This is a genomic window from Micromonospora terminaliae (assembly GCF_009671205.1).
GTDB lineage: Bacteria > Actinomycetota > Actinomycetes > Mycobacteriales > Micromonosporaceae > Micromonospora > Micromonospora terminaliae.
This window is the reverse complement of the sequence record NZ_CP045309.1, coordinates 4718504-4734677: the sequence shown is the minus strand read 5'-3', so window position 1 is coordinate 4734677 and position 16174 is coordinate 4718504. Positions and strand designations below refer to the sequence as shown.

The following is a 16174-nucleotide window of genomic DNA, read 5'->3' as shown; positions in this document are numbered from 1 at the left end:
GATCTGCGAAAAACTCTCGCTGGCGCTATAGCTACCGGTCGGTAATGATGCGTGCATGCGGTACGACGTGGTCGTCATCGGGTCCGGTTTCGGCGGCAGCGTCACGGCGCTCCGGCTGGCCGAGAAGGGCTACTCCGTCGGGGTCCTGGAGGCCGGCCGGCGCTTCGCCGACGACGAGTTCCCGCAGACCTCCTGGCGGGCGCGGCGCTTCCTGTGGGCCCCGAAGCTCGGCTGCTACGGCCTCCAGCGCATCACGCTGCTGCGCTCGGCCGACCGGAAGGCCGGCGGCGGGGTGCTGGTGCTCGCCGGGGCCGGGGTGGGCGGCGGCTCGCTGGTCTACGCGAACACCCTCTACGAACCGCTCGACGCGTTCTACGCCGACCCGCAGTGGCGGCACATCACCGACTGGCGCGACGAACTGGCCCGCCACTACGACCAGGCGAAGCGGATGCTCGGCGTCACCACGTACCCCGTCGACACCGGCGCGGACCGGGCCATGCGGGCGGTGGCCGAGCGGATGGGGGTGGGGCACACCTTCCACTCGACACCCGTGGGCGTGCACATCGGCCGCCCCGGCGAGCGGGTGCCCGACCCGTACTTCGGCGGGGTGGGGCCGGACCGGACGGGCTGCAGCCACTGCGGCTCGTGCATGACCGGCTGCCGGCACGGCGCGAAGAACACCCTGGTCAAGAACTACCTCTGGCTGGCCGAGCGGCTCGGCGCGCAGGTCCACCCGCTGACCACGGTGACCGCCGTACGCCCCGCCGCGGACGGCGGCTACGAGGTGCACACCGAGCGCACCGGCGCCTGGGTCCGCAAGCGCCGGCAGGTGATCCACGCCGGTGAGGTGGTCTTCGCGGCCGGCGCGCTGGGCACCCAGCGGCTGCTGCACGAGATGCGGGCTACCGGGGCGCTGCCGCACCTGTCGCCCCGGCTCGGCGAGCTGACCCGCACCAACTCGGAGGCCATCCTCGGCGCCTCGGTGGGGCCCGCCCAGGCCCGCCGGCGGGGCCTCGACTTCACCGAGGGGGTGGCGATCACCAGCTCGTTCCACCCCGACCCGCAGACCCACATCGAGCCGGTCCGCTACGGCCGGGGCTCCAACGCCATGGGGCTGCTCCAGTCGCTGCTGGTCGACGGGGGCCCGCACCGGGTCCGGCGCTGGCTGGGCAGCATCGTCCGGCAGCCCGGGCTGGCGGCCCGGATGCTCTCGGTGCGCGGCTGGTCCGAACGCACCGTCATCGCCCTGGTCATGCAATCGGTCGACAACTCACTCACCACCCGCTACCGGCGCGGCCGGCTGGTCTCCGGCCCGGGGCACGGCGCGCCCAACCCGACCTGGATCCCGGCCGGCAACGAGGCGGTCCGGCTGCTCGCCGAGGAGATCGACGGCACGCCCGGCGGGGCGGTCACCGAGCCGTTCAACATCCCGATGACCGCGCACATCCTGGGCGGCGCGGTGATCGGCGACAGCCCGGAGCGCGGGGTGATCGACCCGTACCACCGGGTGCACGGTCACCCCGGGCTGCACGTGGTGGACGGCGCTGCGGTCTCGGCGAACCTGGGCGTCAACCCGTCGCTGACGATCACCGCGCAGGCCGAGAGGGCCATGTCGTTCTGGCCCAACAAGGGGGAGGACGACCCGCGCCCGCCGCTCGGTTCGGCGTACCGCCGGCTCGCCCCGGTGGCCCCGAGGCAGCCCGCCGTACCCGCCCACGCCCCGGCCGCGCTGCGCCCCTGAGTGACGCGGCGCGCGACACACCGGGGCGCGGCCCGCTTCGGCGGTGACTGTCGGTAGGGTTGCTGCACATGAGCACGCCTCGCCCCGTCCTCGTGGTGGACTTCGGAGCCCAGTACGCCCAGCTCATCGCGCGCCGCGTCCGCGAGGCGAAGGTCTACTCGGAGATCGTCCCGCATTCGATGCCGGTGTCCGAGATGCTGGCGAAGAACCCGGCCGCGATCATCCTGTCCGGCGGCCCGTCCAGCGTCTACGCGCCGGACGCCCCGCAGATCGACGCCGGGATGTTCGACGCCGGGGTGCCCGTCTTCGGCATCTGCTACGGCTTCCAGGCCATGGCGCAGGCGCTCGGCGGCACCGTGGCGCGCACCGGCAACCGCGAGTACGGCGGCACCCCGCTGCACGCCCGCCCGGAGGCCGGCGTGCTGCTCCGCGACCTCCCCGACGACCTGCCGGTGTGGATGAGCCACGGCGACTGCGTCACCGAGGCCCCGGCCGGCTTCACGGTCACCGCCGAGTCGGCGGGCGCGCCGGTCGCCGCCTTCGAGGACCTGACCGGCCGCCGGGCCGGGGTGCAGTTCCACCCGGAGGTCGGGCACACCGCCCACGGCCAGGAGATGCTCACCCGCTTCCTGCACGACATCGCGGGCATCGAGCCGACCTGGACGCCCGAGAACATCATCGACGAGCAGGTGGCCCGGATCCGGGCGCAGGTCGGCGACAAGGAGGTCATCTGCGGCCTGTCCGGCGGCGTCGACTCGGCGGTCGCCGCGGCGCTGGTGCACAAGGCCGTCGGCGACCAGCTCACCTGCGTCTTCGTCGACCACGGCCTGCTCCGCGCGGGCGAGGCCGAGCAGGTCGAGAAGGACTACGTCGCCGCCACCGGCATCAAGCTCAAGGTGGTCGACGCCCGCGACCGGTTCCTCGGCGCGCTGGCCGGCGTGACCGACCCGGAGCAGAAGCGCAAGATCATCGGCCGGGAGTTCATCCGGGTCTTCGAGGCCGCCGCCCGGGAGATCGCCTCGCACGGCGACGTCGAGTTCCTGGTGCAGGGCACCCTCTACCCGGACGTCGTCGAGTCCGGCGGCGGCACCGGCACCGCCAACATCAAGAGCCACCACAACGTCGGCGGGCTTCCGGAGGACCTGAAGTTCGCCCTGGTCGAGCCCTTGCGCACCCTGTTCAAGGACGAGGTCCGCGCGCTCGGCCTGGAGCTGGGGCTGCCCGAGGCGATGGTCTGGCGGCACCCGTTCCCCGGCCCGGGCCTGGCCATCCGGATCATCGGCGCGGTCGACGAGGAGCGCCTGGCCGTGCTCCGCAAGGCCGACCTGATCGCCCGGCAGGAGCTCACCGCCGCCGGCCTCGACCGGGGCGTCTGGCAGTTCCCGGTGGTGCTCCTGGCCGACGTGCGCAGCGTCGGTGTGCAGGGCGACGGGCGCAGCTACGGGCACCCCGTGGTGCTGCGCCCCGTCTCCAGCGAGGACGCCATGACCGCCGACTGGTCCCGGCTGCCCTACGAGGTGGTGGCCCGGATCTCCACCCGGATCACCAACGAGGTCGCCGAGGTCAACCGGGTGGTCCTGGACGTGACCAGCAAGCCGCCGGGCACCATCGAGTGGGAGTGACGCCGGGTCAGGCCGCCGGGGGCATCGGGGGCATCGGCGGCTGAGGCGCCGGCCGGGGCGCCGGCTCCGGCGTGGCCGGGGGCGCCGGCGGCACCGGCGGCCAGCCGGGCGCGGTGCCCGGCGCGTGCGGCCAGGCGGGCGCACCCGCCGGCTCCTCGGGCATCAGGAACCACATGATCGGGTACGCCAGCGCGGCGATCCCGCCGGTGAGCAGCGTGGCCACCGCGAAGGCCACCCGCACGAGGGTGGGGTCGACGGCGAAGTAGCGGCCGAGGCCGCTGGCGACACCGGCGACCATGCGGTCGGTGACCGGCCGGCGGAGCTGCTTGTACGGGGCCTGGGAGGGGTTCGTCGAGGTCATGTCTCCACGGTCCCGCGCGGTTCGGCGGGCGACCTCGGTGACCGCCCGGAGCCCTACCCTGACCCGTCCCTGAGGCGCCAGCCAAGAGTCAGGAATCTGACTCTTTTCGATGCCGGTAACCGCATCCGGGGAGAATTTCCTCCCGTGACCACCTTGCTGGAGCCGCTCCGCAGGATCGCGGCATACGCAGTTTGTGCTGATTCAGACGGCCGAGTGTTGCTGGTCCGCGCATCGGAGCGCTCCGGCACCCCCGGCACGTGGTCGCTGCCGGGCGGGGCGGTCGACCACGGTGAGGACCCCAAGCACACCGTCGTCCGGGAGACCGCCGCCGAGACCGGGCTCTCGGTCTCCGTCGCCGCCCTCCAGGACGTCCTGGCCGACATGCGGGCGCTGCCCGAGCGCGGCATCACGATCCACACCGACCGGCTGCTCTACACGGTCTCGGTGCGGGGCGGGACGCTCGCCGACCGGGTCGACCGGCCCACCGACCTGGCCCGCTGGTTCACCCTCGACGAGGCCCGGGAGCTGCCGCTGCGCTCGTTCGCCGCGCGCGCCCTGGGCCTGCCCACCTCCACCGACGACATCGTGCCGGAGGAGGTCCCCGAGTTCCCCTCGTTCTACGCCGTCCCCGGCCCCGACGGGCTGCACCGGGCGCAGCGGTTCGCCGCGTACGCCGTGGTGACCGACCCGGAGGAGCGGGTCCTGCTCACCCGGGTCTCCGACGGCTACCCGGGCGCGGGCTGCTGGCACCTGCCCGGCGGCGGCACGGACTACGGCGAGCAGCCGGGCGCCGCGCTCATCCGGGAGCTGGTCGAGGAGACCGGGCAGACCGGCCGTCTCGTCGAGCTGCTCGGGGTGGCCAGCCACCGCGACGCCGCCTCGCTCGGCCCCGAGGGCTACCCGATCGACTGGCACGGCGTACGCGCCTTCTACCGGGTGGTCGTCGACCAGCCCGCCCCGCCCACGGTGGCCGACGTCGGCGGCTCCACCTGCGAGGCCCGCTGGTTCCGCCGCGAGGAACTGGGCGCCCTCCCCACGGACCGCCTAACCGAGGTAACGGCCGAAGCCGTCCACGCCGCCCACCTGATCTAACCGCCCCCAGCCCCCCGCCCTGCCCCTGCCCCCACCCGCCCGCCCCGCGCCGTTGATCATGAGGTTAACGGTGCGAAATGTCCGTCCCGGTGCCGCTAACCTCATGATCGACGGAGTCGACCGGGGGAGTGGGTGCGGGTGGAGGAACGGCGGCGGATCGCGGCCTACGGGGTGCTGGCGGACGCGGGTGGGCGGGTTCTGCTGGCGCGCGGGTCGGAGGCTTGTCCCTGTCCGGGGGTGTGGCAGCTGCCGGGGGGTGGCATCGAGCACGCCGAGCATCCGGCGCGGGCCGTCGAGCGGGCGTTCGCCGAGGAGACCGGGCTGACCGTCGCGGCGGCCGCCATCCGGGCCGCGATCGCCGACGTGGCGGCCTTCCCGGGCGACGGCGTCGTGATGCACACCGACCGGCTGATCTTCGCCGTCGAGGCGCGCGGTGGCGAGCTGCGGCCGGAGCCGGCCGGGGGCAGTGACGAGCTGGACTGGTTCACCCCGGCCGAGGCCGCGGCCGTGCCGCTGATGCCGTTCACCGCCGAGCTGCTCGGGCTGCCGGTGTCGCCCCTGCCGGCGGACCTGCCCCGGGCGCTCCCGCCCGCGCCGGCCGCCCCGGACGCCGACCGGCGGCAGCGCTTCGCCGCGTACGGGCTGGTCACCGACCCGGCCGGGCGGGTGCTGCTCACCATGATCGCGGACGGTTACCCGGGTGCCGGGAAGTGGCACCTGCCCGGCGGCGGGACCGACCACGGCGAGCAGCCGGCCGCCGGCCTGCTCCGCGAGCTGGTCGAGGAGGCGGGCCAGCTCGGCCGGGTGGTCGGCCTGCTGGCCGTGGACAACCTGCACAACCCGGCCGCGCTCGGCCCGGAGGGGCGACCGCTGGACTGGCACGGCGTCCGGGTGATCTATCGCGTCCGGGTGGACGCCCCGACCGAGGCGGTGGTGACCGAGCTCGCGGGCGGCTCCACGGCGCGGGCCGCGTGGTTCACGCCGGACCAGGTCAGGGGCCTGCGGATGACCGAGGTGGCGGCCCGGGCAACCGGACATCGGGGTAGGTGACGCTCGCTCGCCGAGCCGGCCGGGCCCGCCTCCGGTACAGTCGGTAGTTGGGATTGGGCGACGAAAACGGGCGATGAGGCCCGAGATGGGAATAAGTGAGCGGTTCGCGCGGTTAAGAGAGTTATAAGTACCGCCGGCAGCTATCGCCAACCCCCTATCCCCTGTGCAATGGTGTACTCCGCAAATGGGCTGCCGGGCCTGAAAGGTCCGGCACGAGACAGCCGGACACCCGCCCACGTGGCGGTAACCCGATCCGGTGATGGAGGAAACGTGCCGAGAGCCCCATGGCGCCGGCGTCGTACGACTGACAGTCCGCGCCCCGCAGGGCGTCGCTGGGCGGGCCGGTTGCGCCGCAGCAGCACGTTCGCCCGCCAGGTGCTGCTGGTCCGGGTGGGCCGTCGGGACAGCGCCGCCACCGGGACCGACCTGGTCACCCCCGACCACCGCTGGTCGGACCGCCAGCGTGTCCGCTACGGCCGCTACGAGGCCGAGATCGACGCCCCGCGGTACGACGCCGAGGTCGAGGCCGTGATGCCGGTCAGCCCGGCGCTCGCCCCGGCCACGCCGGTCGACGAGTCGCCCGCGATGTCGATCCCGCTCCTGCCGGGCGAGCGCACCGCCGCCCGCCGGGCGAAGTTCGCGCTGGTCAACGCCTGCACCCTGAGCAGCCTGATGCTCGGCATGCTGGCGATCTTCCTGGCCATGCAGGGCGAGGTCCGGGTCGCGGCGCTCTGCCTGATCGCGTGCGTCGCGTTCGACGGCCTGGACGGGGCGCTGGCCCGCAAGCTCAACGTGGCCAGCCCGTTCGGCGCGCAGATGGACTCGCTGGCCGACATGTGCTCGTTCGGCCTCGCCGCGCCGGTCGTGGTCTACGCCTCGCTGGCCGGCTCCGTGCCGGCCGCGGCCGCCGCGGTCGCCTGCGCCCTGGTCGCGGCCTGCGCCGCCATCCGGCTCGCCCGGTTCAACGTCTCGCCGAAGGACGGCCGGTTCTTCTGCGGCGTACCGACCACCATGGCGGCGGCCGTGCTGGCCCTCACCGTGGCGATCGGGGTGCCGGTCTCCGGCCTGGTCATGGTCTCCGGCGTGGCGCTGCTCGCCTTCGCCATGGTCTCCAGCTTCCCGTACGCGAAGCTCGCCCGGCTGGTGAAGCTGCCGCCGTGGCTCTGGCTGGCCCCGGTGGTCGGCGCGCTGGTCGACATCCGGCTCACCTTCGCCCTCGTGGTGGTGGGCTACCTGGTCAGCGGCCCCGTGCTCTGGCTGCGCCAGCGCCGCACCGCCTGACCCGCAGCACGGAAAAGGGGCGCCGCGAGAGCGGCGCCCCTTTCTGCGTTCGGCGATCGGTCGAGACCCGGCGATCAGCTCCAGCGGGCGATGACCGTCGCGCCGCCGACCACCTTGTCGCCCGGGCCGACCAGCGGCTCGGCGGCGTCGGCCGGCAGGTAGACGTCGGTGCGCGAGCCGAACCGGATCAGGCCGAAGCGCTCGCCCCGGGCCAGCAGCGCGCCCACCGGCGCCCGCTGCACGATCCGGCGGGCGATGAGCCCCGTCCGCTGCGCCACCACGACCGTGCCGTGGTCGGTGTCCAGCACCGTGTACGCGGCCACGTTGTGCTCGGCGTCCGGCTTCATGGCGTTGACGAAGCCGCCGTCGGCCACGAAGTAGTCGACCACCTTGCCGGCCACCGGCGAGCGGTTGACGTGCACGTCCAGCACGGACAGGAAGACCGCGATCCGCAGCCACTCGCCCTCGCCGAAGCGCTCGTCGTGCAGCCGCTGCACCGACAGGACCTGACCGTCCGCCGAGGCGACCACGGCCGACGGGTCCTCCGGCACGTCCCGCTCCGGGTCCCGGAAGAACGCGGCCACCGGGGCGGCGGCCAGCGCCGGCAGCAGCCACAGCTTGGACTTCGGCCGGGCGGCCCGGGCCAGCGCGGCCAGCCCGAGGGTGATGCCGGCGGCGGCCACACCGTTGGAGTCGATGTGCATGCTCCGGGTCAGCGGCACGCTCGACGGCCGGTACGCCGGGGACAGCGACGCGGCCAGTGCGGCGGGCGCCGGGGTGGAGCGCAGGTGGTGTACGCGCACCGGCGGGGAGTTGCGCAGCACCAGGTCGGTGCGGATGCCGTGCAGCAGGCCCTGCCGGTCCAACTCCGCCCCGGCGCCCTCGGTGCGGAACAGCGGCGCGGCCACGCTCAGCACGGCCCCCTCGGCCAGGTACTTCGTCAGCCCGTCGACGGCGGTGCGGGCCTCCTCGGCGGTGCCGGTGAACGGCTCGGCCGCGACCACCACCGCGGCGGCGTCCGCCTCGGCGAGGGTGTCGACCACGCGTACCCGGTCGGCCACCCAGCGGCCCTGGGCCGTCACGTGCGCGCGGAGCGCGGCCGCGGAGGCGCCCTCGGCCGGGACGACGGTGAGCCGGTCGCCGGGGAGCAGCGCCTCGATCGCCGCGGCCAGCACCGCGGACTCCGGGGTCGCGCCGACCAGCAGGCCGGCCTTCGCGTCGTTGCGCCGGGCGAACTCGCTGACGAGGGTGCGGGCGGCGCGCTCGCCGACGCGGACCGCACCGGTGGGACCGGTGACGCGTACGGCGGGGGACTGGGTCATCTCGGACGGGCTCCTGACGAGGTAGAGACGGAAGGAGACGGGACCGACCCGGGCGACCCGGCCGACCGGGAGCCGCGGCCCGCGACCGGGGCGCCACGGGTGGGCCGGCCGGTGGAGGCGGGATCTCCACCAGCCAGCATAGGCGGCGCCGCCCGCGAGCCGCACCGCCGCCGGTCAGCCCGGCCCGTCCCCGCCGGTACGCGGACCGCCCCCCGGCCGGTCCGCCGCCTCGTCGACCGCCGGGAACTCCCGGGTGGCCGGCCCGGCCGTGCCGTCCCCGCCCTCGGCGGTCGGCAGCTCGCGGGTCGCGTCGTTCCGCTCGTCGGCGGCGGGCAGCTCGCGGGTCGCGTCGTTCCGCTCGTCGGCGGCCGGCAGCTCGCCCGTCGCCGGTTCGGCCCAGTCCTGAGGTGCCGGCTCGACGCGGGGCAGCTCGCGGGTCACCGGTTCGCTCCGGACCTCCGGCGCGCCGGGCGACCAGCGTGGCTCCTCGTCGAACGGGCGGTCCTCCCGCGCCGCGAGCGGCGTGTCGGTCACCGCGTCGGTGGCCCACTCGTCCGCCTCGTCACCGGCCGCTGTGGAGCCTGCCGGCGTGCCGCTCTCATAGGGCGCGGACACGGTCGCCTCCGCCGGTTCCGGTGCCGGGTGCCGGCCGGAGCGCAGCGCGCCGACCAGTCCGAGGAGTCCGATCAGGATCAGCGCGCCCGCCAGGAACCAGCCCACCGGAGGCAGTGCCAGCCCGAGGATCCGGGCCAGCAGCCACCAGGCGGACAGCCCGAGGAAGGCCAGCCCGAAGGCGAACGACACGATGTCGGTGCGGTGAGCCTTCACCGGGTCACCTCCAGGTTTCCGGCGTTGACGTGGACCACCAGGCGCAGCGTGCCGCCGCCGCGGCCGTCCGGCCCGAGGTCGGTGTTCTCCCACTGGCGACCGTTCAGCCCGCCGGTCCGCCGGCCGAAGACGTCGGCGTCACCGGCGTTCACGTCGGCCACCGTGGTGACGTCGACGTTCGGCGGGACGACCACCGTGGCCTTGCCGAAGTTGATCTCGACGGTCACCTGGGTGTCCTTCTTGTCGAAGTCGACCGCGCGCAGGTCCAGCACGGCGTCGCCGAAGTTGTTCTCGTACCGGTCGGCCAGGTCGCGGTAGTCGGCCGGGGCCCACGTGACGTCCCCGTCGATCCCGCGGACCCGGTCGTAGGACTCGGCGACGGTGGCGATGCCGAGCGCCGCCGCGGTCACCAGACCGAGTGCGATCAGCCAGCGGGCCCGGCCGAACCAGGTACCCACGAGCAGCCCGAGCCCGATGGTGGCCAGCACGGCGGCGAAGTAGCCGGCCGCGCCGACCGGGAAGGCGTCGAGCAGGTCGAGCATCGCCACCACGCCCAGCGCCAGGAAGATCAGCGAGAAGGTGACAGCGCCGAGCGCGGAACGCTCCTTCGGCCGCTTCGGCGATTTGGCCGGGCGGGTCGGCGCCGGCGGCGCGAGCGGGGTCGACCCGGCGTACGGGCCGTGCGGCGCGAACGGCGGCCGGTAGCCCCCGGGCGGCAGCGGCGCGCCCACCGGGGCGGGCGGCGGCACGGCGGCCGGCTCCTCGTAGGGACGTCCGGTGGTCGGGGCCGCGGACCAGGCCGTCTCGGTGCCGGACCACGCCTCGCCGGACCGGGTGCCCGGTACGGCCGGCGGTCGCGCCGCGGCGGGCTCCGGCTCGGACCAGGCGGGCCGGGCGACGGTCGTGGCCGGCCAGCCGGCCGTGGACACCGGCGCGGGCGGGTATCCCGGCTCCGGCCGGGCGGCCGGCGGGGCGGTCACCGGCGGCTCGCCGGACCACGGGGTGGCCTCGGCCGGCGCGCCGGACCAGGGCGCCGCGGCGGCCTCGGCCGGGGTGCCCGGCCAGGGCGTCGACGGGGTGGCGGGCGGCGGGACCGGTCCGGCGGCGGCCGGCGTCCCGGGAGCGGGCGCGGCGGCCGGCGGCGCGGGCCACGCCACCGGGGGAACCGGGCCCGGCGGCGGGCCGGCGGGCGCGCCGGGTGCGGCCGTCCGGGTCGCCGGGCCGCGCTGGTCGCGGTTGAGCAGCAGCGCGCCGCCGATCAGGATCACCGCCCCGAGCAGGATCGCCCGGAACCCGTTCGTGACGACGTAGCCGAAGCCGACCGCGACCACGATGCTGAGCACGATCACGGTGATCGGGGACATGCTGGACCGGCCGCGGCCGAGCATCGACTCGACCGGCGAGGCGGTGTCCCCCTCGCCCGGGATGATCAGCCACGCGGTGACGTAGACGAGGATGCCGATGCCACCGAAGAAGCCCAGCACGGCCAGGAGCACCCGCCACAGCACCGGGTCGGTGTTGGTGGCCCGGCCGATCGCCGCGCAGACGCCGGCCAGGTAGCGGCCCTCACGGGGGCGGACCAGCCCGTACCGGGAGGTGAAGCCGGCGCCGCCGGGCGGTGGGGCGTACCCGGTGGGTGGCGGGTCGGCGGACGGCCCGCCGCCGGTGGGCGGCGGGACGGATCCGGGTGGCGGGGGTGCCGTGGCGTCGGCGGCGGTGGGCGCCGTCCCCGGCGGGGGTGGCGGTGGCCCGTCCTGTGCTGCCGCCCCGGGGCGGGGCGGACGGGCAGCGTCCTCGGTCATGTCTCCGATCCTGCTGCCCCGGCCGCCCGAGCGTCCTCAGGACCCGACCCTGACCCCACCCTGAGATCCCGGGGCCGCGAATGTCCGGGGCGTCCCCGTGGTCCGGGGCGGTGCGGCCGTGTGACGATCGGGACGTCGGCCGCCGCCGGCACGCCGTCCCCGACCCGGGAGCCTCCGATCAGCAGCACCGTGACCCCGCACCCCCCGCGCCTCTACCGGGCCACCGAGCACCGGCTGGCCGCCGGGGTGGCCGCCGGCATCGCCGAGCACCTGGGCATCTCGGTGCTCCGGGTCCGGGTGGCCTTCATGGTGCTGCTCGGCCTGAGCGGTCTCGGGCTGCTGCTCTACGCCGCGTTCTGGGCGGTCGTACCGCCGCGGCCCGGCGACACCGCCGTCCCGCCCCGCCGCGACCTCGCCCAGCTGCTGCCGTTCGTGGCGATCGGGCTGGGCGTGCTGCTGCTCCAGGTCGTCGCCTTCGACTCGGTCGGCGCGGCCGGCACCGCCGGCTGGCTGGTGGCGATCATCGCGGTCGGCGCCGGGGTGATCTGGCACCAGTCCGCGCCGGAGCGCCGCCGACAGTGGGGCGGTTCGATGGCGGTGCCTTGGCTGGGCGCGGTGGTGGAGGAGAGCGACCGGCGCGCGTTCGTGCTCCGCTTCATCGGCGGCGGGGTGCTCGTCGCCGTCGGCATCATCGGCGTGGCGGCGGTCTACTCCCCGGCGCAGAACTTCGACGCGGTGCTCAACGGGATCATCTTCGCGCTGGTCGGGCTGGCCGGCGTGGGCGTGGTGACCGGCCCGGTGCTCTGGCGTACGTGGAACCAGCTCCGCTCGGAGCGCGAGGGGCGGATCCGGGAGCAGGAGCGGGCCGAGCTGGCCGCCATGGTGCACGACCAGGTGCTGCACACCCTCGCCCTGATCCAGCGCAACGCCGGCGACGTGAAGACGGTGCAGCGGCTGGCCCGGGGCCAGGAGCGGTCGCTGCGGAACTGGCTCTACAAGCCGACCGCCTCGCCGACCGAGCGCTTCGCGGCCGCTCTGGAGCAGGCCGCCGCCGAGGTGGAGGACACCTTCGCCATCACCGTGGAGACGGTGGTGGTCGGCGACCGGGAGACCGACGAACGGGTCGGGGCGCTGGTCGCGGCGGCCCGGGAGGCGCTGGTCAACGCGGCCCGGCACGCGGAGGTGCAGACCGTCTCGCTCTACGCCGAAGTGGAGCCGGAGCAGGTGAGCGCCTTCGTCCGGGACCGGGGGAAGGGCTTCGACCCGGATACGGTGGAGGATCACCGGCACGGAGTCCGGGGTTCGATCATCGGACGGATGAAGCGGCACGGTGGCCGGGCGGAGATCCGGTCCGAGCCGGGGGAGGGGACCGAGGTCCGGCTGATCCTGCCGATCAGCGGGTCCGGCTCCACGGCGGAAAGGGACAGATGACCATGGTCGAGCAGGAACCGGTCGAGGGCGCGGCGCCCCGGGACGGGCGGCTGCGGGTGTTCCTCGTCGACGACCACGCGATGTTCCGGGCCGGCGTTCGCGCCGAACTCGGCGCGCGCGTCGAGGTGGTCGGCGAGGCCAGCACGGTGGCGGAGGCGGTCAGCCGGATCGCGGCGATGCAGCCGGACGTGGTGCTGCTCGACGTGCACATGCCCGACGGCGGTGGCCGGGCCGTGCTGGAGGCGATGCGGCGTACCCACCCGCAGGTGCGGTTCCTCGCCCTGAGCGTGTCCGACGCCGCCGAGGACGTGATCGGGCTGATCCGGGCGGGTGCCCGGGGCTACGTCACGAAGACCATCTCGCCCGAGGAGCTGACCGACGCGATCCGGCGGGTGGCCGACGGGGACGCGGTGTTCAGCCCGCGGCTGGCCGGCTTCGTGCTGGACGCCTTCGCGTCCCGGCCGGACGCGCCGGTGGCCGATCCGGAGCTGGACCAGCTCACCAACCGGGAGCGCGAGGTGCTCCGGCTGCTCGCGCGGGGGTACGCGTACAAGGAGATCGCCCGGGAGCTCTACATCTCGATAAAGACCGTCGAGACCCACGTCTCCAACGTGCTGCGCAAGCTCCAGATGTCCAACCGCTACGAGCTGTCCCGCTGGGCCGCCGACCGCCGCCTGGTCTGACCGCCCCGGCCGCGCCCGGCCGGGGCGTCACTCGGTGGTGCGCAGCACCGTGAACGCCTCGGCCAGCCGCCCGGGCGGGAGGCCGGCGTTGTCGGCCACGGTGGTGAGCCGGTCCCGGATCCAGGTGGGCACGTCCAGGTGGGCGGTCTGCGACCGGTGCGCCTCCATCGCGGCGATCTTGCGGTCGATCCGGTCGGTCACGTCGACGGCGTGGTCCGGGCCGGGTCCGCCGGCGTACCAGATCTCCCGGACCAGCCACGGCTCCAGCCCCTCGTCGAGCAGCTCGGGGAAGGCGAAGCGGTTGCGCGAGTCCGGGTAGACCGCGCAGGTGGTGGCCTCGCCGACGGCCAGGTGGTCGGGGTGGCTCGGGCCGGTCAGGTGTTCCCAGCGCCGCAGCGGCGAGCTGGTCAGGACCCGGTCGGGCCGGAACCGGCGGATCGCGGCGCTGATCTGCCGGCGCAGCACCAGGCTGGGGGTGAGGACGCCGTCGGTGTGGCCGTCCAGGAAGTCGACCCGGTGTACGCCGACCGCGGCGGCCGCCGCCCGCTGCTCCGCCTCCCGCCGGGCCGGCATCTCCTCGCGCGGCGTGTTGTCGAAGCCGCCGGAGTCCCCACGGGTGGCGATGAGGTACGCCACTTCGATACCCTCGGCCACCCAGCCGGCGATGGTGCCCGCACAGCCGAAGTCGACATCATCCGGATGGGCAAAAACCGCGAGGGCTCGACGGACGTCGGGCAGCACCGGAGCGGACGCGGGGAAGCTCACGACGCCGAGCCTACGCGGGTGGTCTCGCCCCGTCTGGGCGTGTCCGACCTGTTCAGCCCCGTGCGACACGGGCGTTTCATGATCTTTTCTCAAGTATCGGCAACGTGGCGGGCAACTAACGTCTTGATAACGGCACCTTCACGCAAAGGGCCGGTGAGTGTCACAGTGGCAGCACCTCACCCCCCGGTGTGAGGCACCCCGTCGGGCCTGCCGACCACGTGACGCCGCCTCCGCGCGCCGCGCGTGGCTGTGGACCCTGCGCGGTGTCTGCGTCGAAGGGTGTGGCGCCCGGCGGATCGGTACCCCTGGGGTGTCCCGATTTCCTCTGCGGTAACCGGCGTCCTGTGGTCCGGGTCGTCGGCGGTGTCACCCCCCAAACGTGCGTGAAACCCACGACGGAACCAGGTTAGAAAGAGGAGGCCCCTCGGCATGAGAGTCTCGAAGCGGGCGAGCGGCGCGCTCGCGGTGGGCGCGGCGTTCGCGCTCATCGCGTCCGGCTGCTCCAGCGGTAACGACGACGGCGGCGACGCCAGCGCCAGCAAGGACGGCGCGATCGTCATCGACGGCACCCAGCCGGAGAACCCCCTGGTTCCGGCGAACACCACCGAGACCGGTGGCGGCAAGATCGTCGACTGGCTGTGGAGCGGCCTGGTCGAGTACCCCAACAACGGTGGGGCCCCGCAGAACCTGCTGGCCGAGTCGATCGACACGAGCGACTCGAAGGTCTTCAAGATCAAGATCAAGCAGAACACCAAGTTCCACGACGGCACCACCGTCAAGGCCGAGAACTTCGTCAAGGCCTGGAACTGGGCGGCCTACGGCCCGAACGGCGCGCAGAACGCCTCCTTCTTCTCCGACATCCAGGGCTTCGAGGACACCTACACCGAGGACCCGGACGGCCCGGACGGCCCGAAGAAGCCGGCGGAGCCGAAGGCCAAGGAGCTGTCCGGCCTCAAGGTCGTCGACGACTGGAACTTCGAGGTCACCCTCTCGTCGCCGACCGCCGTGTTCCCGACCAAGCTCGGCTACAGCGCCTTCATGCCGCTGCCGGACGCCTTCTTCAACACGACTCCGGCGGAGTTCGGCAAGAAGCCGATCGGTAACGGCCCGGTCAAGCTCGTCTCCTGGCAGGACGACGTCGAGCTGAAGCTCACCCGCTTCGACGACTACAGCCTGCGCGACAAGATGAAGATCAAGGACGTCACCGTCAAGATCTACCAGGACGACACGGCGGCCTACAACGACCTGCTCGCCGGCAACCTGGACTTCCAGCAGCAGGTCCCGGTCTCCTCGCTCGCGGGCGACAAGTGGAAGACCGACCTGGGCGAGCGGGCGATCCAGACCACGATCCCGGCGAGCGGCATCATCGCCTTCCCGATCTACGACAAGCGGTTCCAGAACAAGGACCTGCGTCGCGCCATCTCCCTGTCGATCAACCGGCAGGAGATCACCGACAAGATCTTCTTCGGTAACCGCAAGCCGGCTGACAGCTGGGCCAACCCGCTGACCCCGGGCGCCGAGCCGGGCAACTGCACCGCCTGCAAGTTCGACCCGACCGAGGCCAAGCGGCTGCTCCAGCAGGCCGGTGGCTTCCAGGGCAAGCTGACCCTGTCGTACAACGCGGACGCCAGCCACAAGGAGTGGATGGAGGCCGTCGCCCAGCAGATCAAGACCAACCTGAACATCGACGCGGTCGCCGTCGGCGTGCCGACCTTCGCGGTCTTCCGGGCGAACATCAACGCCTACAAGATGACCGGTGCCTACCGTGCCGGCTGGCAGCAGGACTACCCGGACGTCGAGAACTGGATCAACCCGCTCTACGTGACCGGCGGTTCCTCGAACGACGGCAAGTACAGCAACCCGCAGGTGGACGCCCTCGCCAAGGAGGCCTCCGCGGCCCCCAGCCTCGAGGAGGCCCACAAGAAGTTCGCCGAGGCCGTCAAGCTGATCGACCAGGACGTCCCGTCCATGCCGATCTACTTCAACGGTGAGCAGTCCGGCCACTCGGAGAAGATCAAGAAGCTGGAGCTGACCAACGTCGGCGAGCTCGACATCACCTCGGTCGAGCTCTGATCCGAACGGTCTGACCCCGGGTCGGGCTCGCCTACCGGTGAGCCCGACCCGGGGCCGTTCCGCGAGGGGGTGTACAACGAACCCCTCGCACGTTGTCGCCATCCGTGTCGGCCGCCCGACGCG

General features: G+C 73.9%; 12 protein-coding genes and 1 pseudogene. 8 read left to right on the top strand and 5 right to left on the bottom strand.

All coding sequences use genetic code 11. The features are described from left to right. The first annotated feature begins 55 nt into the window (after positions 1-55). Together GCE86_RS21630 and guaA are read left to right on the top strand one after the other, a co-directional pair. Positions 56-1741 carry an FAD-dependent oxidoreductase gene (locus tag GCE86_RS21630; RefSeq protein WP_154228649.1) on the top strand — a complete coding sequence of 562 codons (1686 nt, stop codon included), beginning with the start codon at positions 56-58 and terminating at the stop codon, positions 1739-1741. 68 nt (positions 1742-1809) lie between these two features. Then, positions 1810-3363, top strand: coding sequence for a glutamine-hydrolyzing GMP synthase (gene guaA / locus GCE86_RS21625; RefSeq protein WP_154228648.1), 1554 nt, complete (start codon positions 1810-1812; stop codon positions 3361-3363). Positions 3364-3370: 7 nt separating this feature from the next. On the opposite strand, the gene GCE86_RS21620 is transcribed toward guaA, so the two are convergent. After that, the gene (locus GCE86_RS21620; RefSeq protein ID WP_154228647.1) at positions 3371-3724 is read right to left on the bottom strand and encodes a PspC domain-containing protein; all 354 of its coding nucleotides are present in this window, start codon (positions 3722-3724) and stop codon (positions 3371-3373) included. A gap of 144 nt (positions 3725-3868) precedes the next feature. Here GCE86_RS21620 and GCE86_RS21615 point away from each other — a divergent pair, with 144 nt between their 5' ends. From GCE86_RS21615 to GCE86_RS21605, 3 genes are all read left to right on the top strand, one after another. Further along, complete coding sequence (locus tag GCE86_RS21615; protein WP_154228646.1) at positions 3869-4816, top strand: NUDIX domain-containing protein; 948 nt, start codon at positions 3869-3871, stop codon at positions 4814-4816. Between the two features lie 138 nt (positions 4817-4954). Next, the gene (locus tag GCE86_RS21610; RefSeq protein ID WP_154228645.1) at positions 4955-5866 is read left to right on the top strand and encodes an NUDIX hydrolase; all 912 of its coding nucleotides are present in this window, start codon (positions 4955-4957) and stop codon (positions 5864-5866) included. A 345-nt stretch (positions 5867-6211) separates the two neighbouring features. Further along, positions 6212-7147: a CDP-alcohol phosphatidyltransferase family protein gene (locus tag GCE86_RS21605; RefSeq protein WP_154228644.1), complete on the top strand. Its 936-nt coding sequence runs from the start codon at positions 6212-6214 to the stop codon at positions 7145-7147. A gap of 74 nt (positions 7148-7221) precedes the next feature. On the opposite strand, the gene GCE86_RS21600 is transcribed toward GCE86_RS21605, so the two are convergent. From GCE86_RS21600 to GCE86_RS21590, 3 genes and pseudogenes are all read right to left on the bottom strand, one after another. Continuing rightward, positions 7222-8469 (bottom strand): phosphatidylserine decarboxylase, encoded by a 1248-nt coding sequence (locus GCE86_RS21600; protein WP_154228643.1) that lies wholly within the window; start codon positions 8467-8469, stop codon positions 7222-7224. Positions 8470-9018: 549 nt separating this feature from the next. Next, a pseudogene (locus tag GCE86_RS32630) lies at positions 9019-9297 on the bottom strand (hypothetical protein); the annotation flags it as partial. Further along, positions 9294-11099, bottom strand: a complete 1806-nt coding sequence (locus GCE86_RS21590) for a PspC domain-containing protein (RefSeq protein WP_154228642.1) — start codon at positions 11097-11099, stop codon at positions 9294-9296. The pseudogene GCE86_RS32630 and the gene GCE86_RS21590, both read right to left, overlap by 4 nt. Positions 11100-11288: 189 nt before the next feature. On the opposite strand from GCE86_RS21590, the gene GCE86_RS21585 reads away from it, so the two are divergent. Further along, on the top strand, positions 11289-12530 hold the full coding sequence (locus GCE86_RS21585; RefSeq protein ID WP_154230616.1) for an ATP-binding protein: 1242 nt from the start codon (positions 11289-11291) through the stop codon (positions 12528-12530). Positions 12531-12532: 2 nt separating this feature from the next. Further along, positions 12533-13213 carry a response regulator gene (locus GCE86_RS21580; protein ID WP_091263104.1) on the top strand — a complete coding sequence of 227 codons (681 nt, stop codon included), beginning with the start codon at positions 12533-12535 and terminating at the stop codon, positions 13211-13213. 27 nt (positions 13214-13240) lie between these two features. Here the strand turns inward: GCE86_RS21580 and GCE86_RS21575 are convergent, their stop codons facing one another. Then, the gene (locus GCE86_RS21575; protein WP_244317039.1) at positions 13241-13978 is read right to left on the bottom strand and encodes a PIG-L deacetylase family protein; all 738 of its coding nucleotides are present in this window, start codon (positions 13976-13978) and stop codon (positions 13241-13243) included. 429 nt (positions 13979-14407) lie between these two features. Between GCE86_RS21575 and GCE86_RS21570 the strand changes: the two genes are divergently transcribed. Further along, a complete protein-coding gene (locus GCE86_RS21570; protein ID WP_154228641.1) occupies positions 14408-16051 on the top strand; it encodes a peptide ABC transporter substrate-binding protein in 1644 nt (547 codons plus the stop codon). The last annotated feature ends 123 nt before the right edge of the window (positions 16052-16174 follow it).